General features: G+C 64.0%; 26 protein-coding genes and 1 riboswitch. Of the genes, 11 read left to right on the plus strand and 15 right to left on the minus strand.

The genetic code is table 11. The features are described 5' to 3' along the window. Positions 1-61: 61 nt before the first annotated feature. Positions 62-162: riboswitch (guanidine-I (ykkC/yxkD leader) on the minus strand. Between the two features lie 264 nt (positions 163-426). Next, complete coding sequence (locus tag PVE35_RS07485; RefSeq protein WP_277374252.1) at positions 427-672, plus strand: DUF1145 domain-containing protein; 246 nt, start codon at positions 427-429, stop codon at positions 670-672. A 221-nt stretch (positions 673-893) separates the two neighbouring features. Here the strand turns inward: PVE35_RS07485 and mmsB are convergent, their stop codons facing one another. The 7 genes from mmsB to PVE35_RS07520 all read right to left on the minus strand — a co-directional run bounded on the left by mmsB (position 894) and on the right by PVE35_RS07520 (position 8959). After that, positions 894-1781: a 3-hydroxyisobutyrate dehydrogenase gene (gene mmsB / locus PVE35_RS07490; RefSeq protein ID WP_277374253.1), complete on the minus strand. Its 888-nt coding sequence runs from the start codon at positions 1779-1781 to the stop codon at positions 894-896. Positions 1782-1932: 151 nt separating this feature from the next. Continuing rightward, positions 1933-2769 (minus strand): isocitrate lyase/phosphoenolpyruvate mutase family protein, encoded by an 837-nt coding sequence (locus PVE35_RS07495; protein WP_277374254.1) that lies wholly within the window; start codon positions 2767-2769, stop codon positions 1933-1935. Positions 2770-2873: 104 nt separating this feature from the next. Next, on the minus strand, positions 2874-3977 hold the full coding sequence (locus tag PVE35_RS07500) for an enoyl-CoA hydratase/isomerase family protein (RefSeq protein ID WP_268182390.1): 1104 nt from the start codon (positions 3975-3977) through the stop codon (positions 2874-2876). A 101-nt stretch (positions 3978-4078) separates the two neighbouring features. Then, entirely contained in the window at positions 4079-4897 is an 819-nt protein-coding gene (locus PVE35_RS07505; RefSeq protein WP_268182392.1) for an enoyl-CoA hydratase, read from the minus strand. Between the two features lie 54 nt (positions 4898-4951). After that, positions 4952-6115, minus strand: coding sequence for an isobutyryl-CoA dehydrogenase (locus tag PVE35_RS07510; RefSeq protein WP_277374255.1), 1164 nt, complete (start codon positions 6113-6115; stop codon positions 4952-4954). Between the two features lie 6 nt (positions 6116-6121). Continuing rightward, entirely contained in the window at positions 6122-7369 is a 1248-nt protein-coding gene (locus tag PVE35_RS07515; RefSeq protein ID WP_277374256.1) for a substrate-binding protein, read from the minus strand. A gap of 93 nt (positions 7370-7462) precedes the next feature. Beyond that, complete coding sequence (locus PVE35_RS07520) at positions 7463-8959, minus strand: CoA-acylating methylmalonate-semialdehyde dehydrogenase (RefSeq protein WP_277374257.1); 1497 nt, start codon at positions 8957-8959, stop codon at positions 7463-7465. A gap of 124 nt (positions 8960-9083) precedes the next feature. On the opposite strand from PVE35_RS07520, the gene PVE35_RS07525 reads away from it, so the two are divergent. Continuing rightward, positions 9084-9965, plus strand: a complete 882-nt coding sequence (locus tag PVE35_RS07525; protein WP_268184226.1) for an AraC family transcriptional regulator — start codon at positions 9084-9086, stop codon at positions 9963-9965. A 56-nt stretch (positions 9966-10021) separates the two neighbouring features. Here PVE35_RS07525 and PVE35_RS07530 read toward each other — a convergent pair whose 3' ends face one another. Next, positions 10022-10834: an HDOD domain-containing protein gene (locus PVE35_RS07530; protein WP_277374258.1), complete on the minus strand. Its 813-nt coding sequence runs from the start codon at positions 10832-10834 to the stop codon at positions 10022-10024. A gap of 139 nt (positions 10835-10973) precedes the next feature. Between PVE35_RS07530 and ung the strand changes: the two genes are divergently transcribed. Further along, positions 10974-11663 (plus strand): uracil-DNA glycosylase, encoded by a 690-nt coding sequence (gene ung / locus PVE35_RS07535; protein ID WP_268182402.1) that lies wholly within the window; start codon positions 10974-10976, stop codon positions 11661-11663. A gap of 7 nt (positions 11664-11670) precedes the next feature. Here the strand turns inward: ung and PVE35_RS07540 are convergent, their stop codons facing one another. The 3 genes from PVE35_RS07540 to PVE35_RS07550 all read right to left on the minus strand — a co-directional run bounded on the left by PVE35_RS07540 (position 11671) and on the right by PVE35_RS07550 (position 14403). Next, positions 11671-12531, minus strand: coding sequence for a DUF6279 family lipoprotein (locus PVE35_RS07540; protein ID WP_277374259.1), 861 nt, complete (start codon positions 12529-12531; stop codon positions 11671-11673). 150 nt (positions 12532-12681) lie between these two features. Next, positions 12682-13218, minus strand: a complete 537-nt coding sequence (locus PVE35_RS07545) for a tetratricopeptide repeat protein (RefSeq protein ID WP_268182405.1) — start codon at positions 13216-13218, stop codon at positions 12682-12684. 576 nt (positions 13219-13794) lie between these two features. Then, on the minus strand, positions 13795-14403 hold the full coding sequence (locus tag PVE35_RS07550; protein WP_277374260.1) for a GyrI-like domain-containing protein: 609 nt from the start codon (positions 14401-14403) through the stop codon (positions 13795-13797). Positions 14404-14750: 347 nt separating this feature from the next. Between PVE35_RS07550 and PVE35_RS07555 the strand changes: the two genes are divergently transcribed. The 5 genes from PVE35_RS07555 to PVE35_RS07575 all read left to right on the plus strand — a co-directional run bounded on the left by PVE35_RS07555 (position 14751) and on the right by PVE35_RS07575 (position 19829). Then, positions 14751-15671, plus strand: coding sequence for an ABC transporter ATP-binding protein (locus tag PVE35_RS07555; RefSeq protein WP_277374261.1), 921 nt, complete (start codon positions 14751-14753; stop codon positions 15669-15671). Beyond that, positions 15671-16402, plus strand: coding sequence for an ABC transporter permease subunit (locus PVE35_RS07560; protein ID WP_268182415.1), 732 nt, complete (start codon positions 15671-15673; stop codon positions 16400-16402). Before PVE35_RS07555 ends, PVE35_RS07560 begins: the two co-directional genes overlap by 1 nt. Before the next feature lie 12 nt (positions 16403-16414). Continuing rightward, complete coding sequence (locus tag PVE35_RS07565) at positions 16415-18247, plus strand: Gldg family protein (RefSeq protein ID WP_277374262.1); 1833 nt, start codon at positions 16415-16417, stop codon at positions 18245-18247. A gap of 169 nt (positions 18248-18416) precedes the next feature. Then, positions 18417-19406: a DUF4340 domain-containing protein gene (locus PVE35_RS07570; RefSeq protein WP_268182420.1), complete on the plus strand. Its 990-nt coding sequence runs from the start codon at positions 18417-18419 to the stop codon at positions 19404-19406. A gap of 213 nt (positions 19407-19619) precedes the next feature. Next, positions 19620-19829, plus strand: coding sequence for a cold-shock protein (locus PVE35_RS07575; protein WP_268182422.1), 210 nt, complete (start codon positions 19620-19622; stop codon positions 19827-19829). Between the two features lie 63 nt (positions 19830-19892). Here the strand turns inward: PVE35_RS07575 and PVE35_RS07580 are convergent, their stop codons facing one another. Genes PVE35_RS07580 through dapE form a run of 4 tightly spaced genes read right to left on the minus strand, consistent with a single transcriptional unit; the run spans position 19893 to position 22865 of the window. Then, positions 19893-20474 (minus strand): sugar O-acetyltransferase, encoded by a 582-nt coding sequence (locus tag PVE35_RS07580; protein ID WP_277374264.1) that lies wholly within the window; start codon positions 20472-20474, stop codon positions 19893-19895. Between the two features lie 47 nt (positions 20475-20521). Further along, positions 20522-20893 carry a hypothetical protein gene (locus PVE35_RS07585; RefSeq protein ID WP_277374266.1) on the minus strand — a complete coding sequence of 124 codons (372 nt, stop codon included), beginning with the start codon at positions 20891-20893 and terminating at the stop codon, positions 20522-20524. Positions 20894-20898: 5 nt separating this feature from the next. Beyond that, positions 20899-21711: a putative RNA methyltransferase gene (locus PVE35_RS07590; protein WP_268182426.1), complete on the minus strand. Its 813-nt coding sequence runs from the start codon at positions 21709-21711 to the stop codon at positions 20899-20901. After that, entirely contained in the window at positions 21708-22865 is a 1158-nt protein-coding gene (gene dapE, locus PVE35_RS07595; RefSeq protein WP_277374861.1) for a succinyl-diaminopimelate desuccinylase, read from the minus strand. The genes PVE35_RS07590 and dapE overlap by 4 nt, the downstream gene beginning before the upstream one ends. Positions 22866-23150: 285 nt before the next feature. Here dapE and tcdA point away from each other — a divergent pair, with 285 nt between their 5' ends. From tcdA to PVE35_RS07610, 3 genes are all read left to right on the plus strand, one after another. Next, complete coding sequence (gene tcdA, locus PVE35_RS07600) at positions 23151-23960, plus strand: tRNA cyclic N6-threonylcarbamoyladenosine(37) synthase TcdA (RefSeq protein ID WP_277374267.1); 810 nt, start codon at positions 23151-23153, stop codon at positions 23958-23960. 189 nt (positions 23961-24149) lie between these two features. After that, the gene (locus tag PVE35_RS07605; protein ID WP_277374268.1) at positions 24150-24908 is read left to right on the plus strand and encodes an ABC transporter substrate-binding protein; all 759 of its coding nucleotides are present in this window, start codon (positions 24150-24152) and stop codon (positions 24906-24908) included. Positions 24909-24937: 29 nt separating this feature from the next. Then, positions 24938-25405: a DUF1456 family protein gene (locus PVE35_RS07610; RefSeq protein WP_277374269.1), complete on the plus strand. Its 468-nt coding sequence runs from the start codon at positions 24938-24940 to the stop codon at positions 25403-25405. Positions 25406-26331: the final 926 nt, after the last annotated feature.

Below are 26331 nucleotides of genomic sequence, written 5' to 3' on the forward strand. Positions count from 1 at the left end.
ATCCTCCAATTCGAGACGGGGCGGGCAGGAGTTCGCGGCGGTTCCCCACGGATGGGGCGCGTTCTCCCGGGCTTTTGTCCCGCCGTGTAACCTCGCTGGAGGTCGCCAGCTCTCGGACCAGTCGCTCGCCTGGGGCGAGCCGGAACCCTAGCCGGCTATTGGCAAATTGTGGTGCCGCGTGCCCGGTGTACCGGGGCATTTCCTGCACGCTCTGGCTAAAGCGAACATCGTGCCAGGCGCCAACCATCGCACTTTGCGTGGCAGGAATGCAGCTCGGTGCGCCGTGCTGGTGCGTTGCGTTGATGCGGTGCTGTCTGATGGGGCATCTGGCCGAGGATCTTCGCAGTGTGACGCCCGTCTAAAGAGAGGCGGTGGAGTTGTGTGGGCCTCGGCACACTCTGCAGGTCACTTTTCAGGAGATTCTCGATGCATCTGTTGTCCTTCCTCAAGGGCGCGCTGGCCATGTTCTGGCTGGTGGCGCTGCTCAATCTGCTCTATCCCTTCGCCACGCCACTGGGCGCCTGGGTGAACTGGGCCGCGTTGTTCCTGCTGCTGGCGCATGTCGGTGAGCTGCTGCTGTTCCGCTCGCGTCTGGAGGGCATGCCGGGGCTGTGGTGGCAGCGTCTGCAGGTGCTGGCGTTCGGCATGTTGCACCTGCAAACGCTGCGCTGACCGGGCGAGCTCAGCCCTCATGCATGCCCGTAGCAGGCCGTTGAAAAACGTCGACGAGGCAGGCAAGACAAGGCAAAAATGGTCGAAAAAGCGCAGTTTACGTGCTGTAAATGAGTATTTTGAGGCCATTTTTAACGCGGTATTGCCAACGCAGATAGTTTTTCAAAGCCTGCTAAGCGCTGGCTTGCTGGCGATCGGCCTTGGGGCATGCAAGGCGATATCTACTGCTCGACGAACAACTGCTGCACCACGGAAAAATCCTGCTTGCCCTTGCCCTGCTTGAGCAGCAGCCGATAGAGCTGCAGCGCCAAGGCGCCCATTGGCGCGCTGTTGCCGTGGTGGCTGGCGGTTTCCTGAGCCAGGCCGAGATCCTTGGCCATCAGCTCGGCCATGAAACCACCGCTGTAGCCCTTGGATGCCGGTGCGTTCTCCATCACCCCGGGCCAGGGGTTGTACTTTTCCAGCGTCCAGTTGCCGCCGGAACTCTGCCGCATGATCTCGGCCAGCACCGCCGGCTCCAGACCGTTGGCCACGCCCATGGCCATGGCTTCGGCGGTGGCGATCATTTGCACGGCGAGCACCTGGTTATTGCACACCTTGGCCACCTGACCGGCGCCATCCGGACCGGCGTGGAAGATGTTGCGGCCCATGGCGGCGAGAATCGGCTGGGCCTTCTCCAGCGCCTGGGCTTCACCTCCGACCATGAAGGTCAGGGTACCGGCCGCCGCGCCGCCGGTGCCCCCGGAAACGGGCGCATCGAGCAGGGCGATGCCGCGTTCACGGGCGGCGGCATGCACCTTGCGTGCGGACTCCGGGGCGATGGTGGAGCACTCAATCACCAGGGTGCCGGCTGCGAGCCGATCGAGCAGGCCGTCGTCTCCCAGATACAACGCCTCCACATGGCGGCTGGCGGGCAGCATGCTGATCACCACCTGCGCCTGATCGATGGCGTCAGCGGCGCTGGCGGCCGCCACCGCGCCTTCGCCGGCCAGGGTGTCGACGGCGCTGCGCACCAGGTCGAAGACTTTCAGCGGGTAACCCGCCTTGAGCAGGTTGCGAGCCATGGGCAGGCCCATGTGGCCTAGGCCGATAAAGGCGATCTGGGTCATGTCGGTTCTCCTTTTCTTGTTGCTCTTGGGTGACTGCTCAATGCCAATCAATCACGCATCAATCGTGTAGGTTCCTGGTGCTCTGCCGGTCGCGGCTAAAGCCCCTCCCACAGGCCCCATTTCCCGGATTGCATCCGGGCTACGGCTAGTGTTACTGCCCGGTTTTGAACAGCTCGTTGAGTTCGGCGAAGGAAGCGGCGTTCCTGGCGAAGCCTGCGTCGCCCTGATGCAGCGCGCGTGCGGCCTGGAGGAAGCCGCCAAAGGCTGCGCGCGCCAGGCTGGAGCCGACGCTGACGCGGCGCACGCCCAGCTCGCTCAGGTCGTCCAGGGTCAGGGCGCTGCTGGATAGCCCCAGCAGCACGTTGACCGGCCTGGGCGCCACGGCCCGCACCACGGCGTCGATCTGCGCGCGCGTGGTCAGGCCGGGGGCGTAGAGCACGTCGGCGCCGGCCTCGGCATAGGCTTCCAGGCGGCGCAGGGTGTCGGGCAGGTCTTCACGCCCATGCAGGAAGTTTTCCACGCGGGCGCAGAGGGTGAAGGGGAAGGGTAGGCTGCGCACGGCCGCCACCGAGGCGCGGATGCGCTCCACCGCCAGCTCCAGCGGGTAGATGGGCGCCTGCGGATTACCGCTGGCATCCTCGATGGAGCCACCCACCAGCCCGCAGGCAGCGGCCTGCAGCAGGGTGTCGGCGCAGCCCTGGGGCTCATTGGCGAAGCCGTTTTCCAGATCGGCTGCCACCGGCAATGGCGTGGCGTCGACTATGGCGCGGGCGTTGGCCAGGGTTTCCTCACGGCTGATCAGGCCCTCGCCATCGGCGCGCCCGAGGCTGAAGGCCAGGCCGGCACTGGTGCTGGCCAGGGCCTCGAAGCCCAGGGCCGCGAGTATCTTCGCCGAGCCGGCATCCCAGGGGTTGGGTAGCACCAGTAACTCGTCGCGTTGATGCAGGGCCTGGAAGGCCTGGGCTTTTTGCAGTTGCGTATCGGCCATGCTGTTGCTCCTTGTTAATTGTCGTGCCTGCAGATCCTCAGGTCGCGGCTATAGCCCCACAGGTGTAGGGTGCGCCGTGCGCACCGGGCAGGCGGCGCGGCCTTCTACAAATCCGCCAGTGGGTGCTCGCCGTCCCAGGCCGGGGCGAAGTGCGCCTCGATCACGTCCTGCGGGATCGTCGCCACATCCGGCCAATGCCAGTGCGGCGCCTGATCCTTGTCGATCAGGCGGGCGCGCACCCCTTCGAGGAATTCCGGGTGGCGGCAGCAATTCAGGCTCATGGCGTATTCCATGCGGAACACCTCGGCCAGGGACAGGTGGCGGGCCCGGCGGATCTGCTCCCAGACCAGATGGGCGGTCAGTGGGCAGCCATGGGCCAGGGTCTTGGCGGCGCGCGCCAGCAGGGCGTCGTCGTCCTGCTGCAGAGCGCTGAGGGTTTGCACCGCTGCCGGCAGGTCGGCGACATCGAGCAAGTCATCGATACGCTCGCGGCGCGGCAGCCACTGTGCGGCTGGCAGTTCTTCTCGGGCCTCGCTTTCCAGCGCGCGCAGCAGGCTGTGTAGCTGGGCCTCGGGCTGTTCGCGCCAGTTCAGTTGCACCAGGCCATCGAGCAGGGCGCCTTGCTGGTCGTCGCGCAGGAAGCGGTCGGCCAGGTTCAGATCCAGCGCATCACGGGCGTTGATGCTGGCGGCGGTGAGGCCGAGGAACAGACCCAGGCGCCCAGGCAGGCGGGCGAGGAACCAGCTACCGCCGACATCCGGGTATAAGCCGATATTGATTTCCGGCATGCCCAGGCGGCTGCTGGGGGTGACGATGCGGATGCCGGCGCCCTGCATCAGGCCCATGCCGCCACCGAGCACATGGCCATGGGCCCAGCAGATGAAGGGTTTGGGGTAGGTGTGGATGCGATAGTCGAGGCGATATTCGTCGGCGAAGAAGCGCCGCGCCAGGGCCGGTACATCGCCAGGACGCTCGCGGCACTGGTGGACGAGCTGCACCACGTCGCCGCCGGCGCAGAAGGCCTTGGCGCCGTTGCCGCGCAGCATCACGCAGGCGATTTCGGGGTCGTTGGCCCAGGCCTTGAGGCGCGCATCGAGCGCTTCGATCATGGGCAGGGAGAGTGCATTGAGGCTCTTCTCGGCATCCAGGCTGGCGATGCCGATGCGGTAGCCATGCAGGCTGGGGCGTTCTTCAAATTGCAGATTCATAGGATAACCTTTGGTTGAGCTTCAAGCCGCAAGCCACAAGCTTCAAGTAAGAGCGCCAGAGCAGCTTTTAGCTTGTGGCTTGCCGCTTGTCGCTGCTCCTCTCATTTATTGCGCCACTGCGGGTCGCGTTTTTCCAGGAAGGCGTTGACGCCTTCGCGGGTGTCGTCGGCGTCGAACAGGTCGACGAAGCGCTCGCGCTCTTCCGGTAACCAGGTGTTCGGGCCGCGCTGGCGGGCGCCCTGGATCAGCGGCTTGATGGTGCGCACTGCCACCGGGCTCTGCCGCGCCACTTTGGACGCCAGCAGCAGGGCGGTGCCACGGGCTTCGCCGGTGTCCACCACCTGCTCCACCAGGCCGATGCGCAGGGCGGTGTCGGCGTCGATGCGTTCGCCACAGAGGATCATGCGCTTGGCCCAGCCTTCGCCCACCAACCAAGGCAGCGCCTGGGTGCCGCCAGCACAGGGCAACAGGCCCACGGCCGCTTCCGGTAGGGCCATCAGCGCCTGGCGTTCGGCGATGCGCAGGTCGCAGGCCAGGGCGCACTCCAGGCCGCCACCCATGGCGTAGCCGTTGATCGCGGCGATGGACACGCCGCGGAAGTCACGCAAGGTCTCGAAGGCTTCGCCGAAGCGCCGGGCCATCTCACGGGCGCGGGCTTTGTCGCCATCGGCAAACATGTTCAGGTCGGCGCCAGCGCTGAAGAATTTCGGCCCCTGGCCAGTCACCACCAGGGCGTAGACCTCGTCGTCACGATTGAGGTGCTCGATGACCTGCTTGAGGCCGATCAGTGAGTCGCGATCCCAGGTGTTGGCCGGTGGGTGGTTGATGGTGATCAGTGCGGTGTGGCCGTGCTTCTCCACGGTGAGCTTGTGGGTCAGGTCGAAGATGCCGGATTTGTAGGTTTCCAGTGCAGTGCTCATACCGATTCCTCGTCAATTTTCTTCCCCTGCCATCGACGGACGGGGACTCAGCGGTTACAGCAGGCGATCGAGCATGCCGCCCTGCAGGAGCAGGCGGCGGGCGACGATCACCCGCATGATTTCGTTGGTGCCCTCCAGAATCTGATGCACGCGGGCGTCGCGTACCCAGCGCTCCAGTGGATAGTCATTCAGATAGCCATAGCCGCCGTGCAGTTGCAGGGCCTCGTTGCAGATGTCGAAGCAGTGGTCGGTGGCGAAGCGCTTGGCCATGGCGCAATACAGGCTGGCTTCGCCGTGGCCATGGTCGAGCTTGTGCGCGGCCAGGCGCACCATCTGCCGGCTGGCAGTGAGGTCGGTGAGCATGTCGGCCAGCTTGAACTGCAGTACCTGGAATTCGCTGAGGGCCTTGCCGAACTGCTTGCGCTCTTCCACGTAGCGCAGGCTCTGCTCCAGCGCCGCCTGGGCCGCGCCGAGCGAACAACTGGCGATATTGAGGCGGCCGCCGTCGAGGCCCTTCATGGCGTAGACGAAGCCTTCGCCTTCCGGGCCGATACGGTGGCTGGCCGGAATGCGCACGCCCTCGAAGGTGATGGTGCGGGTCGGCTGCGCCTTCCAGCCCATCTTGTCCTCGTTGCGCCCGTAGCGCACGCCGGGGGCATCGGCCGGCACCAGGAAGCAGGAGATGCCCTTGGCGCCGTCCTCGCCGCTGCGCGCCATGACGATCAGCACATCGGTACTGCCGGCACCGGAGATGAAGCACTTGCTGCCGTCGAGCACGTAGTCGTCGCCGTCGCGGCGGGCGCGGGTGCGCAGGTTGGCCGCGTCGGAGCCGGCGTCCGGTTCGGTCAGGCAGTAGGAGGCCAGCGCCTGGCCGCTGATCAGCCCCGGCAACCAGGCGTCCTTGAGCGCCTGGTCGGCGAAGCTGGCGAGCATCCAGGTGGCCATGTTGTGGATGGTCAGGTAGGCGGTGGTGGCCACGCAGCCGGCCGCCAGTTGCTCGAAGATCAGCGCGCTGGACAGCCGCGACAGGCCCAGGCCGCCATCCTCTTCGGCGATGTACAGGGCCAGGTAGCCCTGTTCGGCGGCGCGGCGGATTACCTCGATGGGGAAGTGGTGGTCGCGATCCCAGTCGGCGGCGTGGGGCGCCAGTTCCCGCGCGGCGAAGGCGCGGGCGCTGTCGGTGAGCAGGCGTTGTTCGTCACTGAGTTCTAAGTCCATGGCATCTCATTGCAAGGTCAGGGGTTGGCCGCCGGCACGGCGCTCGGCCTGCCAGTCGGCGAGGCTGGGCAGCGCGGTGCTGGCGTCGAGGCGATCGACGATCTCGAAGTAGTCCTGTTTCAGCGGATCCTTGAGCACCTCGTCGCGCGGTTTCACCTTCACCACGTAGACGGTTTGCAGGTTCTGGTGGTCGAAGGCACGCCATTGCTGCTCGTCTTTCAGCAGGCGGTAGCGGTGGCCTTCCAGCGCCTTGATCAGCGCTTCGCTGTCGAGGCTATTGGCCCGTTTGGCGGCATCGGCCCATTGCTGGACGATGCTGTAGGCCGATGCGGCGGAGCTGGAGGGGTACATCTGATAACGGGTCTTGAAGGCTTCGACGAAGGCTTCGCCACGAGCGGATTTCTCCAGCGCCGGCACGCGCCAGGTCCAGGGTTCGGTGCCAATCACCCCTTGCATCAGGCTGGGGCCGCCCTGCTCGATGATGCTCTGGGTGAGGTTGGGGGCGATCACCTGCATGCGTTCGGTCAGGCCGAGATCCTTGGCGATGCGCATGGCGCGTACCAGATCCTCACCGAACAGCACCAGGGCGAGGATGTCCGCCTTGCTGGCGGCAGCCTGGGTCAGGGCGTTCTGGTAGTCGGCCAGGCGCGCGCCGGGGAAGGGGATGCGCACCCCGGCATGCTGGGCGGCATCCTCGCTGGCGGTGGTATGGCGCAACGAGGCTTCGGTGGTGTGGCCCCAGGTGTAATCGGCGGTGACGTAGAAGTAGCGCTTGTTCGGCAGGGTCTTGTTCAGGTATTGACCGAGCACCTGGGCACTCATCCAGGCGTTGTTGCACTCGCGGAACATGTAGCGATGGCCATCCTTGCCGGTGGTGTCGTTGGAGTAGGTGAGGGTGCCGAAATACAGCAGGCCATGCTCCTTGGCGCGCTTGCCGGCGGCGATGGCCACGGCGCTGGAGGAACCGCCGAAGAGCATCGCCGCGCCACCGGCAACCAGCTTGTCGACGTTCTTCACCGCCTTGGCCGGGCGCGAGGCGGTGTCCTTGCTGGACAGGCGCAAGGGCCGCCCCAGCACGCCGCCGGCAGCGTTGATTTCATCGATGGCCAACAGGGCTCCACGCATCTGCGCCAACCCCTCCTCCTTGTATGGCCCGGTGCGCGGGTAGTTGAGGCCGAGGGTGATGGGCTCGGCAGCCTGCGCACAGGCGGTGATTGCGGCCCACAGGGCCAGGACGCCAGACAGTCGACGCATTGCAGTGCTCCTTGTTCTTGTTCTGCAAAGTCCCTTTTTACGCCGCTTGTCCGGCTCCGGTGATTGTCTTTTCGTATAACAGCTACGTCGTTCTCATTTCAGTTGAATGGTCATGTTCGGCCCGTCGCCCAGTGGCGTGTCGTCGAACCAGCGGCTGGTCACCGTCTTGGTCTCGGTGTAGAAGCGCACCGCCTGTTTGCCGTAGGCGTGCAGGTCGCCGTAGAACGAGCCCTTCCAGCCGGTGAAGGAGAAGAACGGCAGCGGCACCGGGATCGGCACGTTGATGCCCACCTGGCCGACTTCCACGGCATGCTGGAAGTGCCGCGCGGCGCCACCGGAGCGGGTGAACAGGCTGGTGCCGTTGCCGTAGGGGCTGGCGTTGACCAGTGCGATGGCCTCGTCGAGGCTGTCCACCTCCATGCACACCAGCACCGGGCCGAAGATTTCCTCGCGGTACAGGCCCATCTTCGATGTCACGCCACGGAACAGGGTCGGCCCGACCCAGTTGCCGTCCGGGTAACCCTCGACCGTGCACTGCGAGCCATCGAGCAGGCACTCGGCGCCTTCGGCCTTGCCTTCGTCGATCAGGCGCAACACGCGTTGGCGCGCCTGCGGGCTGATCAGCGGGCCGTAGGCGGCGTCGCTGTCCTGCCAGTGACCGGGGCGCAGCGCGGCCATCTGCGCGGCCAGCTCGTCGATCCACTGCTTCGATTCGCCGACGAACACCGCCACGCTGATGGCCATGCAGCGCTGGCCGGCGGCGCCACAACTGGCGCCGAGCAGGTTGCTGATGACCTGATCCTTGGGTGCGTCCGGCATGATCACCATATGGTTCTTGGCTCCGGCGAAGGCCTGCACCCGTTTCAGATGCTGGGTGCCGGTGCGGTAGACATGCTGGCCCACCGTCACCGAGCCGACGAAGGACACCGCGCGCACCGCCGGGTGCACCAGCAGCGCATCGACCTGCTCGCGCCCACCATGCAGCACCTGCAGCACGCCGGCCGGTGCACCGGCTTCGAGGAACAGCTCGGCCAGGCGGTTGGGTGTCAGCGGATCCTGTTCGGAAGGTTTGAGGATGAAGCTGTTGCCGCAGGCGATGGCCAGCGGGAACATCCACAGCGGAATCATTGCCGGGAAGTTGAACGGGGTGATGCCGACGCACACGCCCAGCGGCTGGATCCAGCTGGCGGTGTCGATCTCGCGGGCGACGTTCTCCACCGTCTCGCCCATCATCAGGCTGGCAATATTGGCGGCATGCTCGGCCACCTCGATGCCCCGCCATACATCGCCCTTGGCGTCGGCGAAGGTCTTGCCGGTTTCCCGGGCGAGCAGCTCCGCCAGCTCATCGTGGTGTTCCTTGAGCAGATGCTGGTAGCGCAGCATCAGGCGGGCGCGTTCCGACACTGGCACCTCGCGCCAGGCGAGAAAGGCCTGCTGCGCACCGGCTACCGCCATCTCGATCTCTTCGGCGGTGGCCTTGGGCGCCAGGGCGATCACGTCCTGGGTGGCTGGGTCGGTGACTTCGATCAGATCCGAGGCCTGGCTTTGCAGCCACTGGCCGTCGATCAGTTGCGGCAGGGTATGGGGCATCTTGGCCTCCGGTTGTTCTTGTCCGAGTTCCTTATAGCCCCTGGTGGCGCTCTTGTGGATTGACGATCTTGGCCATCGGATGGACGATCTTGTCATTCGTATCGAGTGGCAGGGAGCAATCAGGATGGGCGCACGGGTGGAAACCTCCAATTGGCCGTTGCCCCTGGGCGGGCAGCGGTTCATCACGCCGCCGCGCCTGCGCCGCCTGCTGGCACGCCATCCCCTGAGCGCAGGGTGCTATCCATTGGCCATGGGGTTTTACCCGGAAGCGGTCAGCCACCAGATGCAGCGCGCCCAGCCGGATGACCACCTGCTGATCCATTGCCGTTCCGGCAAGGGCTGGCTGGAGACGGCGGATGGACGATTCGAGGTGATGCCTGGCGATCTGCTGCTGTTGCCCAAGGGCATCGCCCATGCCTATGGTGCCGACGCGAATAGCCCCTGGACCATCTATTGGGTGCATTTCGACGGCAGCCTCAGCGAGGACTTCCTGCGCCTGCTCGGGGGCCAGCCGTTGCGCCGCATCGGCGTGCAGCCGCGCCTGCTCGGCGACTTCGAGGCCTTGCTGGCGGTGCAGCGCCAGGGCTTAAATGCCTTGCCCTTCATTCATGCCGCACATCGCCTGCAGGCGATGCTCAGTTCGCTGGCGGCGCTGCCGGCGCGGGTCAATCTGAAATCCGGACGGGTGCTGGATATCGAGGCGGTGCAGGCAGTGATGCGTGAGCATCTGCGTGGCAGCCTCAACCTCGACGAACTGGCGGCGCAGTTCAAGCTGTCGCGCTTTCACTTCGCCAAGACCTACCGCGCGCTCACTGGCCATGCACCGATCCAGGATTTCATCCAGTTGAAGATGGCCCTGGCCTGCCGACTGCTCGATCGCGGCGATATCGAGGTGCGCCAGGTCGCCGAGCAACTGGGCTACGACGACCCGTATTACTTTTCGCGGCTGTTTCGCAAGGTGGTGGGCATGGCGCCCAGTCATTACCGGGCGCTGCATCAGGGCTAGCAGGTCATGTAGCCCGGATGCCATCCGGGAGCTGTTCGCTCCGTGTCGACGATGGCTCAAGCCAGCAGGCGCTTCCACATGCTCAGCTCGTCGGCCAGCTCTTCGCGCAGGGTCGCCAGTGGCTGCTCCAGGCCCAGCTTCTTCTGTACCGGCAAGGGTTCTTCCGGCTCATGGCCGGCTTGCATGGCACTGGCGAGCAAGACCAGATCGGCCATGTCGGCGACGCCGTCGTGCTCGCGTTGCCACTGCCCATAGAGGCGTGCGCACTCGATGATGCTCGGCGGCAGTTGCCAGCGGGTGAGAATCAGCGCGCCCAGATTGCCGGACAGCGACTCGCACAGTTCCTCCAGGGTGGCGCTATCGCGTGGCACTTCCGGCCAGTTCTCCAGCTCCGACAACAGCGGCAGGCTGCCGATGTCCTGCAACAAGCCGGCGAGCATGGCGTCGTCCATGGAAACGCCTGCACGCTGGGCGAGCACCGCACAGTGCGCCGCGCGTTCACGGGCGTGGCGCCAGCGCAGACGAAAGGCCTGCAGCAGCAGCGGGTCGGTACTCTCGAACAGGTGTTGCAGGCTGAAACCCAGCACCAGATCGGCCAGTTGTCGGGTGCCCAGGCGATCCAGCAGGTCACGCAAGGAGCCGCAGGGGCGACTGCCGCGCATCAGGGGGGAACTGGAGAACTGCATCAGATAGGCCGCCAGAGGCGGGTTGCCGTTGATCACCCGCACCAGTTGTTCCGTCGAGGTCATCGGGTTGTCCAGCAGCTTGCGGATGCGCACGGCCGCTTCGGGCATCTGCGGAATCTTCGCTTCGCCCTTGAGGAAGCGATTGAGTAGCGCCAGGCGCAAGGTATCGGTGGTATTCGACATGGTGTCCGAGGTCATTTTAGGTGCGATAGACAATAGGCTAGCAAAGCATGTTGCCGCCTGTCGCAATCCCTGTCCTTGACTTGCCGCAACCCCATCACTAGCGTGCCTGTATTCGTTGCGAGGCATACAGGAAACCCGGATGACCGACGACCACATCAAGCTCGAAGACAGTTGGAAGCACGCGCTGCGCGAGGAATTCGACAAGCCCTACATGAAGGAGCTGGGGCAGTTCCTGCGTGCGGAGAAGGCCGCCGGTAAGGAGATCTACCCGCCTGGCCCACTGATCTTCAACGCGCTCAATTCCACGCCGCTGGATCGGGTCAAGGTGGTGATCATCGGTCAGGACCCTTACCACGGGCCCGGCCAGGCTCACGGCCTGTGTTTCTCGGTGCAGCCGGGGGTGGCCACGCCGCCTTCGCTGCTGAATATCTACAAGGAACTCAAGCGCGACCTGAACATCGACATCCCGGCCCACGGCTACCTGCAGAGCTGGGCCGAGCAGGGCGTGCTGCTGCTCAACACTTCGCTGACGGTGGAGCGCGGCAACGCCGGTTCGCATGCCGGCAAGGGTTGGCAGACGTTCACCGACCGGGTGATTGAGGTGGTCAGCGAACATCAGGACAAGCTGGTGTTCCTGCTCTGGGGCAGCCATGCCCAGAGCAAGCAGCGGCTGATCGATCCCACCAAGCATCTGGTGCTGCGCTCGCCGCATCCGTCGCCGCTGTCGGCACATCGCGGCTTCATCGGAAACGGTCACTTCAGTCGCTGCAACCAGTTCCTCAGCCAGAACGGCCTAACGCCCATCGACTGGCGCCTGCCGCCGCTTTGAACGCCGTTCAGCGCTGCACCAGCGCTTCGTCAGCCGTGCACTGTTGCGCGGCCAGGTCGGCATGCAGGTTGTCCAGGCGCTGGCTGGCGCGTTGCAACTGGCGCGTATCCGCCTGGTTGACGAGGTCGACTATCAACTCGGCCATGGCCTGCCGATTGGCCGCGTAGCTGGCTCGGTAAGCCTGGGTGTAGAAACGTTCGCGCTGTTGCAACAGGGCGCTGATGCGCGTGGCGAAGTCGTCACCTCGGCGCACGTAGAGCGCCTCGCGCAGGGCTTGCTGCCAGGCCAGGCGGTTATCGAACCAGACCTGATTCTGCCCGCCCAGGCCCTGCGCCCAGTCTTGCACCCGCTGGCGTTGCTCGGCATCGAGGCGGCCGAACCAGGGTTGCAGGCGCTTCTCCATGCGTTCGGCACGTTGGTTGATCTGTTGCGCCAGTGGTGGCTGGAGAAATTCCTCGCGCAGTTCGGCATTCTGCTCGTCCAGCGCCGTGAACAGTTGCTCCACCTGATAGGGGCTCAGGCCGCGCAGCAGCTCGACGGCACTGGGGGTGATCTCCACGGCGATGCGCTGCATGGCCTGCTCGAAGTCGGCCACCTGGCTGGCCATGAGCTGGGCGTCGCCCGCGTTCAGGGCCTGCTGGCTGCGTTGCAACCAGTCGAGATAGCGCGGCAGTTCCACGCTGCAGTGCCAGGTCAGGTGCGCCTGCAGGCGCGGCTCGAGCCAGGCGCTCTGCTCGCTGTTCAGGGGCACGTAGTCATTCAGCTTCCAGGGGATCAGCCAATCGAGATTGCGATAGGCCAGGTCGACACGGCTGCAGGCTGCCAGCAGCAGAGTCAGAACCAGGAGCAGAAGCAGGGGTTTACGCATGGCTGCTGTCTCGTCAGGGCATGGCTATCGAGACTAATGCGCGAAGAGTCAGGTGCAAGAGGGCGGAAATATCCGCTAACGCTTGCTCTGGAAGAAAGAGCGCCGCGACGGCCTGGGCCATCGCGGCGCTTTATGCGCCTACTGTGTGCCCTACTGGCGCTGCAGTGCGGCGCAGGAAACCTCGTAGTTCTGCTTGCAGGCGCTCTCGTACAGGCGCTTGGCCTGATCTGGGTCACGCGGCAGGCCGCCCTCGCCACGACGATAGAGATTGCCCAGCACGTGCTGCGCCATCGGGTTGCCGGCGGCGGCGGACTGGTTCAGATAACGCAGCATCTCGCGCTGGTTGGCGAACTCCGGCGCATCACGCCCGGTATACAGATAGGCCAGGCTGACCGCCGCCATGCTGTGCCCCTTGTCGGCGGCGAGCTTCCACCAGTACTCCGCCTGCTTGAGATCCTTCTCCGGCTGGCCGACGAAATAACTGCTGCCCAACTGGAACTGGCTCTCCAGGTCCCCACGCTCGGCCTTCTGCCGCAACTGCGCCTGCACCTGCTCCTGGGTGGAGGGCTGGGTTTGCGGTGCCGGAGCCGGGCTAACCGGCTCCTGCTGCGCCTCACGGCTGCTGCAGCCGGCCAGCACGGCCAGGGCGAAGAGAACGAGGGCAGGGTAGTGCAAGGTGCGATTCATGCTGGGCTCCGGGGCAAAGGATTGGGGGTTAGGCCTTGTTCGGGTGCCTTAGTTCGGTGGGATCGTCAGATAGCGCTGCTGCATGGACGGCATCCACTTGCGCGCGAGCGTTCACTTGAAGCGCACTGTGCACGGGGGGTATTGGGCGTGCCCGTGCTTATCCAGAACTCTGGTTTGGGCGGTTCACCAAAGCCGACGAAGTCCTTGGTGCCCGAAAGGGATATGGGTATCTCTACCAGAAGCTGAAAGCCAATGGGGGCAAGTGCATGTGTGTAAACGCCTTGCTCCTTTCAAGGTCGCTAACGGTTAAGCCAATGTGCTCTATCATGGAGCATCCTGCCGTTCTCTTTCATGGGACAACTGGGCTGAGCGCTCAGGGAAGTGCCCCATCACTCGCGATAACCCAGTGGTTTTTCAGCATAGCCCGAGTCCATCCTGAGCGCTGCTGATGGTGCATTGCGTCATGAGTACACGGTGTGGCGTTTGCATGGCTCACTGATGGGGGCGCTCATGTCATTCTGCCAATAATGCTCAAGACCAGCTTTTTGACTGTCCGCTGGAATGGCTTGTCAGCCATCAGCTCATTGGTTGGCGAATGATTGTTTTCCACTTGCGTGGATCGGCACGGCGTATGTCACTGAGATAGATTTCGTGATGCTTTCCAGCGAGGTTGTATCTTGCGCTAATGAAATTGTGGACTCTTTGAATCGTCGGGCCTTCTTCGCTGAAGGGGCCAATATGCAGCACCTGCGCACACAGACCCTCCGTGAAATTCTCGATTCTCAGTCTATTGAGCGCTGGCAGGGCCTTCTTTTTCTTCACCTCTGCGATGGCTGCATGCAGCACCTCTAGCTCCACGAAATCAGGCTGCATGATCATCATGGTCCATTTCCACTTGGACTTGTCGTTGAAGGCAAAGCTAGACATGTCGTCCGCCCACCAAAGGCCTTCGAGGGGCATTACGGCATAGTCTGTCGCGGTGGGCCCCTTCTTCAGCATGAACTTCGCTGTGTAGGACACTGTGAACAATGCTTCGACCGCTTGGGCGTATTGCGGCGATGTGTTGGGGTCACCTTCGCCATCAACCATCAGAAATCGAAAGGTTGGCACGTCAACCTGAACCACCTCTTTCGCGGAGGGCCGATAGAGCTGCTTCAGCTCCTTCTTGAGATCAATCTTCTGCACGGATGCTCCCATGATGGCTAACCATTAAGCTGAAGAGCAGGTTTTAGCCTGTTCCAGTGAGCGAAGCGAACGCTATGAGCGCGCCAGGATGATCGCACTGTGCAGGCGTTGCTTGGCCACTCCATGTTCCACACCCACAGGCTCGAGCGAGGTGGCCTCGAACCCTCCGGATCGCTGAAGCCATATTCCATTTACCACTTGTTTCGACGTGCTGACTGAACTTTTCGCTTTTGCTAGGGTCATGCCCTCGTCCGGGCGTGCGCTTTGCCTCGCGTCCGGCGTTCTTGCGGCCTGCGCTCGTCTGGTGCTTACGCTGAGTGCAGTGCCTTTCGTGACGGTGAGAGGCCATGATCGAGTTAAGAAACCTGACTAAGCGTTTTGCGCAGCACACGGCAGTCGATGATCTGTCGTTCCAAGTCCAGCCAGGGGAAGTGCTGGGCTTTCTCGGCCCCAACGGGGCCGGCAAATCCACCACCATGAAGATGCTCACCGGCTTTCTCGCGCCGACCTCCGGCACGGCGAGCATTCTCGGTAGCGATATCCAGACCCAGACCCTCAAGGCCCAGCGGCAGATCGGTTACCTACCGGAAGGCGCGCCCTGTTATGGCGACATGACGGTGCGCGGCTTTCTCGAGTTCATCGCCGAGGTGCGTGGCTTTCGCGGCGCCGAGAAGACGCTGCGTGTCCAGAATGCGGTGGAGCAGGTGGAACTGGACAAGGTGCTGGAGCAGAGCATCGAGACGCTGTCCAAGGGCTTCAAGCGCCGTGTGGGCCTGGCCCAGGCGATTCTGCATGATCCGCGTGTGCTGATCCTCGACGAGCCCACCGATGGCCTCGACCCCAATCAGAAGCATCAGGTGCGCCAGCTCATCCAGGGGCTGGCCCGCGACAAGATCGTGATCATTTCCACCCATATCCTCGAAGAGGTCACGGCGCTGTGCACCCGTGCGGTGATCATCGCCCATGGCCGCCTGCTCGCCGATGGCACGCCGCTGGAGCTGGAGAGCCGCTCGCGCTACCACCAGGCAGTGACCCTGCTGGCCGACGAGGCGCTGGATCAGGCTGCCCTGACGGCGCTGCCGGGCGTCGCCGGTGTCGAGGAAAATGCCCGTGAGCACAGCCTGAGCGTGCTGGCGCAGCCGGGCGAGGTGATCTTCCCGCAGGTCAATGCGCTGATCGCCGAGCGCGGCTGGAAGGTCAGGGAACTCAATGTTGAACGCGGGCGGCTCGATGAGGTGTTCCGCACGCTGACCCGGGGAGAGCAGTGATGACCCAGTTGCCCGTGATCTTCAAACGTGAGCTGGCCAGCTATTTCGCCACGCCGCTGGCCTATGTGTTCATCGTCATCTTCCTGGTGCTGTCCGGGGTGTTCACCTTCTACCTGGGGGGCTTCTTCGAGGGGGGGCAGGCGAACCTGTCGGCCTTCTTCAACTTCCATCCCTGGCTGTATCTGTTCCTGGTGCCGGCCATCGCCATGCGCCTGTGGGCAGAGGAGCGCAAGTCCGGCTCCATCGAGCTGCTGATGACCCTGCCGATCACCCGCTTCGAGGCGGTTACCGGCAAGTTTCTGGCGGCCTGGGTGTTCGCCGGCATCGCGCTGCTGCTGACCTTCCCCATGGTCATCACCGTCAACTACCTGGGCGAGCCGGACAATGGCGCCATCGTCACCGGCTACATCGGTAGCTGGCTGCTGGCGGGGGCGTACTTGGCCATCGGCTCGTGCATGTCAGCGCTGAGCAAGAACCAGGTGATCGCCTTTATCCTCGCGGTCAGCGCCTGCTTCCTGTTCATCGTCAGCGGTTTTCCCATGGTGCTCGATGCCTTTGCCTGGGCGCCGCAGTGGCTGGTGGACGCCATCGCCTCGCTGAGCTTTCTGGTGCGCTTCGATGCCATCAGCAAGGGCGTGATCGATGCGCGCGACCTGCTGTATTTCCTCTCGTTGATCGCCGCCTGGCTCACCGCCACCGCCGTGGTCATCGACCTGAAGAAAGCCGACTGAAGGAATGCGCCCATGAAAAAGCTGATCTATTCCGGCGCTGGGTTGCTGCTGATCGCGGTGGCCTTTATCGCCTTCAACCTGCTGGCCGGTATCGGCCTGGGCGGTGCGCGCCTGGATCTGACCGAGCAGAAGCTCTACACCATCTCCGACGGCACCAAGCAGATCCTTGGCGAGCTGGACGAGCCGATCAACCTGTACTTCTTCTATTCGGACAAAGTCGCCAAGGATCTGCCGGCGCTGCGCACCTACGCCCAGCGCGTGGAGGAGATGCTCAAGGCCTACCAGGCCCAGGCGAACGGCAAGATCCGCCTGCACATCATCGACCCCGAACCCTTCTCCGAGGATGAGGACAAGGCCGCGCAGTTCGGCCTGCAGGCCATCCCGCTGCAGCAGGGCGGCGATTCCATCTACTTCGGCCTGGCCGGCACCAACGCGCTGGACGACACCCAGGTGATCCCGTTCTTTGCCCTGGATCAGGAGGAGCATCTCGAATACGAGCTGAGCCGCCTGGTGCAGACCCTGGCCAAGCCGGAGCTGCCGGTGGTCGGTGTGCTCTCCGAGCTGCCGATGACTGGCGGCTTCGACATGATGACGCAACAGCCGACGTCGCCGTGGATGGTGCTGGAGCAGGTGCGCCAGTTGTTCCAGATCGAGACCCTCAAGCCTGACGTCGACCAGATTCCCGACAAGGTATCGGTGCTCTGGCTGGTGCACCCGAAAAACCTGCCGCAGCAGACGCTCTATGCCATCGACCAGTTCGTGCTGCGTGGCGGCAAGCTGATGGTCTTCGTCGACCCCTATGCCGAAGCCGACACGGGGGGAATGCCGGGGGAGATGGCGGTGGACAAGTCGTCCGATCTCGAGCCGCTGTTCAAGGCCTGGGGCCTGCGCATGGTGCCGGACAAGGTGCTTGGCGACGGCTCTTACGCCATGTCGGTCAACCGCGGCCAGGGCCAGCGTCCGGTGCGCCATGCCGCCTGGTTGAACCTGCCGCGCAAGGCGCTGGATCAGAACGACATCGCCACTGCCGGGCTGGAGAACCTCACCGTCGCCACCGCTGGCATCCTCGAACCCGTGGAGGGGGCGAAGACGCATTTCACCCCGCTGATGCAGAGTTCGGAGTACGCCATGCCCTTCGATGCCAAGCGTTTCGCCATGCTCAGCAACCCGGAGGAACTGATCCGCGAGCTGGAGCCCACCGGCGAGCGCTACACCATCGCCGCGCGCATCGACGGGCCGGCGCAGAGCGCCTTCCCCGACGGCATCGAAGGACGCAAGGATGGCCTCAAGCAGGCCGACAACATCAACGTGATCGCCGTGGCCGACACCGACATCCTCAGCGACCGCATGTGGGTGCAGGTGCAGGACTTCTTCGGCCAGCGCATTCCCCAGCCCTGGGCTGACAACGGCAGCTTCACCATCAACGCGCTGGACAACCTGAGCGGCTCCGACGCACTGATCAGCGTGCGTTCCCGTGGCCGCTTCAGCCGCCCGTTCACCGTGGTGGATGAGCTGCAGCGCGCCGCCGAGCAGCGTTTCCGTGACAAGGAGCAAGCCTTGCAGGCGCGCCTGAGCGAGACCGAGCAGCAACTGGCCGCGTTGCAGCACAGCGATGACCCGAACAAGGCCCTGGAGCTGACGCCGGAGCAGCAGAAGACGCTGCAGCGTTTCATTCAGCAGAAGCTGGAGATCCGCAAGGAGCTGCGTGACGTGCAATACCAGCTCAACGCCAATATCGAGTCGCTGGGGCGTACCTTGAAGATCATCAATATCGCCCTGGTGCCGGCGTTGCTGACCCTTGGCGTGCTGGCACTGTGGCTGTGGCGCCGCCGCCGTCGCACGTGAGGCCAGCACCTGTGGGAGGGGCTTTAGCCGCGACCGTCGCCGCTGAAGCGCCTCCCATGAATAACCCCGTACGTAGGGTGAATCACGCTTTATCGATCCGCCGCTGTGGTGGATGTGAAAAACGACATCCACCCTACGCCGCTTCCGAATCATCAACAGTGAGATGGGTATGGGACGTAAAGGTCTGATCGCATTGATCGTCATCGTGCTGCTCTGTGTGCTGGGCTACCTGGCCCTGCAGCGCAGCCAGCAGCAGAGCACGGCACAGGTCGAGCAAGGGCCCTGGCTGGCTGCCGAGCAGGATTATCTGGGCAGTCTGCAGGCCCTGGAAATCGAGTCGCCCGGCCAGCCGCCGGTGCGTATCGAGCGTCATGGCGAGGCCTGGGTGGTGCCGGCCAAGGCCGACTACCCGGCAGCGCCACAACCCCTGGCCGACCTGCTGCGTGGCTTGCGTGAGGCGCGCATCGTCGAGGCCAAGACCGCCAACCCGCAATGGCATGCTCGCCTGGGCCTGGCTGAGCAGGGTGAAGCCGGGGAGCAGGCACAGCGGATCAAGCTGCACTTCGAGGGCCACCCGGAACTCGATCTGCTCCTGGGCAAGCCCTCTCAGCAGGGGAGCGGGCAACTGGTGCGACGTTCCGGGGAAAATCAGGTCTGGCTGATCGACCAGAGCCTGCAACTGCCAGACAGCGAGCTGGACTGGCTGGATCGCCGGGTCACCGACATTCCCTTCACCAGCATCGCGCGCCTCGAGTTGCGCCATGCCGATGGCCAGACGCTGACCCTGACGCGCGCCGATGCCAAGCAGTACAACTTTGCCGTCGAGGAACTGCGCAAGGATCAGAAGCTCAGCTTCGAGGGCGCCGCCAATGGCGTGGCCACCCTGTTCTCCAATTTGCAGTTCGCCGACGCCGCGCCCTTGGCGCAGGTTGGCTTCAAGCAGGCACCGGTGCTGCAATTGAGCCTCGGCGGCTTCGACGGGCAGAAGCTGCAGGGAGCCTTGTACAAGCAGGGCGACGCCTACTGGCTGGTGCTCGACAAGCACGAAGGCTTCAAGGAGGGCGAGGTCAGTGCCCGGCCGGACTGGGCCTATCGGCTGGAGCCCGAACAGGTGCAGCGCTTGACCAAGACCGTGCGCGATCTGTCGGCCAAGGGCTGAGCAGGATGACTTGCGGCCCGTTTCAGCGGGCCGTAGGTGCTGGCAAAAAGTGCTTTGCAGTGAAAATGCTTGCTTTATACTCGGCCGCAGCGGTTGCTGCGAGAATGTCTCTCAGGCGTGTTTTCTTAGCGTTTGCAGGCCGAGAATGTTTTACCGAACCGCCAAAGCGTCCGTGAGACCAATAAAAATATTGCGAGTTTGGAGAAGTTGCGAATGGCAGAGCGTGAGACAGGAACCGTCAAATGGTTCAATGATTCCAAGGGTTATGGATTCATCCAGCGCGAGAGTGGCCAGGATGTGTTCGTCCACTATCGCGCCATTCGCGGCGAGGGCCACCGTACCCTGGTCGAAGGGCAGAAGGTGGAGTTCGGCGTGACCCAGGGCCAGAAGGGCCTGCAGGCCGAAGACGTTTCCACGCTCTGAAGGCAATGCCACGAGGCCCGTCGATGACGGGCCTTTTCGTTTGTGCCGGTATTGTTCGTCAGCTCAAGCCGGCGAGCGTCCATCCGCCTCGGTTATCGGGCGGATCACCCGGCACGGATTACCAGCGGCGAGCACGCCTGGAGGGATCGAACGATTCACCACACTGCCGGCACCGATCACGCTGCCGTCGCCAATCGTCACCCCCGGCAGGATAGAGGCGCCGGCCCCGACCCAGACGTCGTTGCCAATGGTCACTGGCCACGCATATTCGAGCCCGGCGTTGCGCCGCTGTACATCCAGCGGATGCCCGGCAGTGTAGATGCCGACATTGGGGGCGATGAACACGTTGTTGCCGATGTTCACGCTGGCGCAGTCGAGGATGACGAGGTTGACGTTGGCGTAGAAGTGCCGGCCGATGCGGATGTTGTGGCCGTAGTCGCAGTGGAAGGGGCCTTCGATGGTGAAGCCCTCGCCGATGCTGGCGATGATCCCCCGCAGTTGCGCCTCGCGGCTGTGCCTTTCGCTCGGGCAGGTGGCGTTCAGCTTGAACAGCTTGATCTTGGTGCGCAGCCGTTGCGCAAGCAACTCAGGGTCGTTGTTGGCATCGTAGAGCAGGCCGGCTGCGGCTTTCTCGGCTTCGTTCATGGGCGTCGCTCTGGATGGGGTGGCCGCCTGTTTGACCACGCGACCTTTCAGTCCGTGCGCCAGATGATTTCGCTTTCGCCGTCGGCATCCACCTTGATCCAGCGGTCGGCTTGCTCGTCGCTTTCATCCTCGACCCAGGTGCCCGGTGCGCAGCGGATCTGCACGCCGAGCGCGGCATGGGCGGCGCGGGCGCAGGCCAGGTCGTCGGCCCAGGGCGTGGCGTCGCTTTCCAGATACAGGCTGTGCCATTTGCCCACGGCCTTGGGCAGCCAGGTCACCGGCACCCCGCCGGCCTGGCACTTGAAGGTCTGACCCTTCTGCTGCCAGTCGCTGCAGGGGCCGAGGGCCTCGCCCAGCCACTGCGCCACGGCGTCGCGTTCGGCGTCTTTCAGGTAGATCTCGATATCGGGTTGGCGCATGACGGTCAGTCCTGGTCTTTAACGATCCAATCGTAGCGGATGGAAACGGTGACATCGAAGGGTGTGGCGATCACCGCCTCACGACGTTCGGCGCTGGCGCGCCAGCCGTGCGGGGTCATGGCCAGCAGGTCGGCGCGCGCCTGGGCGTCGGCCAGGTGCAGGGCGAACTCCAGGGTTTCGCTGTGCGCCAACTGCATACCCGGCGGAATCAGCGCCAGGTGCTTCTGGTCGTCGTAGTCGCGCACTTCGTCGTACAGCTTCTGCCGCAGCTCCATCAGGTGCACGCGGGTCGGGCCCATGCGCAGCAGGCCGCCACCCGAGGCCAGCAGGCGCTTGGCCTCGCTCCAGTCGAGCGGGCTGAAGACGCTGGCCAGCAGCTGGCAACTGGCGTCGGCCAGGGGCACACGAGCCATGCTCGCCACCAGCCAGCTCAGTTGCGGCGTGCGCTTGCAGGCGCGCTTGACTGCCTCGCGGGAGATATCCAGGGCATGGCCGTCGGCAGCGGGCAGGGCGTGGGCGATCTGCTCGGTGTAATAACCCTCGCCGCAACCAATATCCAGCCAGCGTGCGGGCTTGCGTTCGGCGGCGAGTGCCGCCAGGCGAGCGGCCAGTGGGGCGTAGTGACCGCCTTCGAGGAAACGTCGGCGCGCCTCGACCATGGCGGCGTTGTCACCGGGATCGCGGCTGTTCTTGTGCTGCACCGGCAGCAGGTTGTAGTAGCCCTGCCGGGCGCGGTCGAAGCTGTGCCGGTTGTCGCAGGCCAGGCCGCTGGTGCTGGGCGCTAGCGGCGTCTGGCAGATGGGGCAGATCAGGCTCATGCGAGCAGTTTCACCAGAGTTTGATAGTAAACCTCGGTGAGCAGGTCGAGGTCGCTGGCCAGCACGCGTTCGTTGATTTGGTGGATGGTGGCGTTGACCGGGCCAAGCTCGACCACCTGAGTGCCGAGGGTGGCGATAAAGCGCCCATCGGAGGTGCCACCGCTGGTCGAAGGTGTGGTGTCGCGGCCAGTGACGTTCTTGATGCTGGCAGCCACGGCATCCAGCAGCTCGCCCGGTTGGGTGAGGAAGGGCAGGCCGGACAGCGCCCACTCCAGGTGGTAGTCCAGGCCATGCTTGTCGAGGATGGCGGCGACGCGCTGCTGCAGGCCTTCGACGGTGGATTCGGTGGAGAAACGGAAGTTGAACACCGCCTTCAGCTCACCGGGGATGACGTTGGTGGCGCCGGTGCCGGAGTTGAGGTTGGACACCTGGAAGCTGGTCGGCGGGAAGTAGTCGTTGCCGTGATCCCAGTGCTCGGCGGCCAGTTCGGCCAGCGCCGGGGCGGCCAGGTGGATGGGGTTCTTGGCCAAGTGCGGGTAGGCCACGTGGCCCTGTTTGCCATACACGGTGAGGGTGCAGCCAAGCGAGCCACGGCGACCGTTCTTGACCACGTCACCGAGCAGAGTAGTGCTCGAGGGCTCGCCGACGATGCACCAGTCCAGGCGCTCGCCGCGCTCGCGCAGGCGCTCGACCACCGCCTTGGTGCCGTGCTGGGCCGGGCCTTCCTCGTCGCTGGTGATGAGGAAGGCGATGGCGCCCTTGTGGTTCGGGTGGTCGGCAACGAAACGCTCCACGGCGATGATCATGCTCGCCAGGCTGCCCTTCATATCTGCCGCGCCACGGCCGCAGAGCATGCCCTGTTCGTCGATGCGCACGTCGAACGGCTGATACTGCCAGGCGTCCAGCGGGCCGGTGGGCACCACGTCGGTGTGGCCGGCAAAGCACAGCACCGGGCCTTCACCACCACGTTTGGCCCAGAAATTCTCCACCTCTTCGATGCGCATGGATTCCACCTCGAAGCCGCAGGCGGCCAGGCGGCGCATCATCAGTTCCTGGCAACCTTCATCCACCGGGGTCACGGACGGGCGGCGGATCAGGTCGAAGGCAAGTTCCAGGGTCGGGGTGAGGGGGCGGTCATGGCGGCTCCGGTACAGCGGCTGGCGTGAAAGCCGGCCATCTTAGCAGGCCAGCGCAGAAACTACCCAGCCACCGGCTGTCTGCAGGGCTTGGGTGGGCGGGGTGCTATCCCTATAGGGCACCTCTAAAAACTACCTGCGTTGCCATCGCTGCGTTAAAAACAGGCTCGTGCGCGAGTCCGATCAAAATGCTCATTTACAGCGCGTAAACTGCGCTTTTTCGCCTGTTTTTGCCTTGCGCTGGCTGCCTCGCCTACGTTTTTAGAGATGCCCTATAATGCGCGCCTTCCTGCAGGGGGTGAAATGAACACAGTGGATCAGCGATTCGGCGGCATAGCCCGGCTCTACGGCCAGGAGGGCTATCAGCGCCTGGCAGCGGCGCACGTGGCGGTGGTCGGCATCGGCGGTGTCGGCTCCTGGGTGGCCGAAGCCCTGGCGCGCTCGGGTGTGGGCGAGATTTCCCTGTTCGACCTCGATGACGTCTGCATCACCAACACCAACCGGCAGATCCAGGCGCTCGACGGCGCCGTGGGCAAGGCCAAGGTCGAGGTGATGGCCGAGCGCATCCGTGCCATCAATCCAGCCTGCGTGGTGCATGCGGTGGCCGATTTCGTCACCCGTGAGACCATGGCCGAGTACATCACCGAACAGCTCGACGGGGTGATCGACTGCATCGACAGCGTGCCGGCCAAGGCCGCGCTGATCGCCTGGTGCAAGCGGCGCAAGATCCAGATTGTCACCACTGGCGGCGCGGGTGGGCAGATCGACCCGACCCAGGTGCAGGTCGCCGATCTGAACAAAACCTTCAACGACCCGCTGGCGGCCAAGGTGCGTTCGTTGCTGCGCCGCGATTATGGCTTCTCGCGCACGCCGGGGCGCAACTACAGCGTGCCCTGCGTATTCTCCACCGAGCAACTGCGCTACCCCAAGCCCGACGGCAGCGTATGCCAGGCCAAGGGCTTCGTCGGCGAGGGTGTGCGCCTGGACTGTGCCGGCGGTTTCGGTGCGGTGATGATGGTCACCACAACTTTCGCCATGGCGGCAACGGCCAAACTGGTGGATAAACTGGTGGCGGGTGCGCGACGACCTGCCGAGCGACTGCGCACTCGATGATCTGGGCTGGCGGCCACGCCAGCCATTTCGGTGCAACGGTATGCGCTGATGATGCAACGGGCTGGAGGGGTTCGACTGTTGCTCGCATCGAGGTGAGCCGTGCCGTACGGGTTATTGCATGTTTGCAGAGCGCGTCAGTGGAAATGCCTATCCGCTGTTTTCCTGACCTCATCCCTGGCCCTGGGGCTGTTGACGCCTGCCCAGGGCGAGTTGAAAGCGCTGCGCATCGGCACGGGGGACTGGGTGCCTTATGTCGAGCAGGCGCGCAGCGACGGCGGAGTGCTGGCGCGGCTGATCCGCGCGGTGTTCGCCGAGTCGGGCTACGTGGTCGGGTTCGTTTTCCATCCCTGGGATCGCAACCTGCTGATGCTGCGAAAAGGGGAGCTGCATGCCGTCATGCCTTACAACTGCAGCGTGGATCGGCTCGAATCCGCCGTCTGCAGCGACCCATTGGTGCGTGGCGAGGTGGTGTTCTTCCATCGTCGCGACCTAGCGTTCGACTGGCACGGCATCGATGATCTGAAGGGCTATCGGATTGGCACGACGCTGGGCTACTCCTATGGCCTGGCGTTCGACAGGGCGGTTGTGCAAGGACGTTTGCAGACCGAGCGAAGTGGTAAGGAGTACACTGGCTTTCGCTTGCTGGAGCTCAAGCGCATCGACTTGTTCCCGCAGAATCGCGCCGTCGGTTATGCCATGCTGCGCCGCCAGCCACCTGAACTGGGGGCTGCGGCGATCACCCATCATCTGCGCCCTTTGAACCTGGAGCCCTTGCATCTGCTGTTTCGCAAGGATGATCCGCAGAGTGCGCAGTTGCTGCGTCAGTTCAACGACGGCCTGCGTCGCTTCGCCGAGCGCGGAGACCTGCTGCGCCTGCAGCAGGCGCTCGATAATGGCAATGCCGACGACTGGCAGCCCAGCGGGCCGATCCAGGCCGCGCGGGACTGAGGCAGCTCATCGAATCATGGAGACTCTGGATGCTCAACAACGATGTACTGCGCAGTCTGCGCTATCTGCTGGATGTCAGCGACGCCAGGCTCGAGGCGTTCTGCCATCTGGCGGACTACCCGGTGGAGCCGGGGCTGATCTCCGCCTGCCTGTTGCGCGAAGAAGACGCGGGCTACCGAGCCTGCCCGGACGTGCTGTTGGCCCATGTGCTCGAAGGGCTGGTGTTCCACAAGCGTGGCAAGGACGACAGCCGGCCGCGCTTGCCGGTGGAAAAGCGCCTGAGCAACAACCTCATCCTGAAGAAGCTGCGCGTGGCCTTTGAGCTGCGTGACGACGACATCCAGGCGATCCTGCAGTCGGCGGATCTGCCGATGACCAAGGCCGAGCTGGGCGCCTTGTTCCGTGCACCGGGGCACAAGCACTACCGCGAGTGTGGTGATCAGATATTGCGCAACTTCCTGCGTGGGCTGACGTTACGTGAGCGTGGCGCTGCGTAGCGCGGATGTAATCCGGATTTAGCAGGCCGTTGAAAAGGTTCTTTGCGGAAGCTTGGGAGGGGCAGTCTTGATACCGGACTGGCAAATTTGTGTGCTGTCTTGTTGGCCCGTGTTGGTGTTCTGGACGCCGCTTTGGGTGTTTGCAGGTATTCCGGGTTTCGCCCCCTCGGGCGACTCACTTTTCTTTGAAATGCGCAAAGAAAAGTAAGCAAAAGAAACGCACCCCCGCCATCCGGGTCTCGCTTCGCGAGACTCCCCTCACTCCGGCATCGCTCCGGGGTCGGCGTACATGGGCCATCCCTGGCCCATTACGCCTCTCGTGGCATCCATGCCACTCGCCCCCTGCGCAATGCCTGCGTTCGGCCTCCTGAAGGGGGCATTTGCGCGCCTGAACGAACAGGTATGCCACGTTAGTCCTGCGTGCTCTGGAGGATGTGAAGTCGCGACTGGGTCGTCGAATTAAACCAAAACTTTCATTCGCATAGTTTCAGTTTGCCGGCCTTCAGCCGGCATCCCGGTCAGCCCTACGGCTGACCTCATGTTCAAGCACTCCACACTACTTCTGGGTTACCTAGGGTTCAGGCGCGTGCAGAGCCCGCCCAGGAGGGCGAACGGAATCGTCGTGGAAGAGGTTGAGCGACATGGATGTCGCGAGAGCCGCGATGGGCCAGGGATGGCCCACCGCGGCGGGCCTCTGGAGCGGCGATGGAGTGAGCGAACCCTGGCGTAGCCAGGGCCGGATGATCGGGCGGAGGGGTTTGGTTACTTTGCCCGCAAAGTGACTCGCCCGGGAGGGCGAAACCAAAAACATCAGCAAAAACGCGGTAATTCGGAACAGGCATCAGAACAACCAACACAAACTTGCCAGTCCGGTGCCACCCAAGCATTCCCCCTGAAATGCGATGCCCCTTAGAAAACTAGGCCAC

It is taken from the genome of Pseudomonas sp. AA-38, from assembly GCF_029457475.1.
GTDB lineage: Bacteria > Pseudomonadota > Gammaproteobacteria > Pseudomonadales > Pseudomonadaceae > Aquipseudomonas.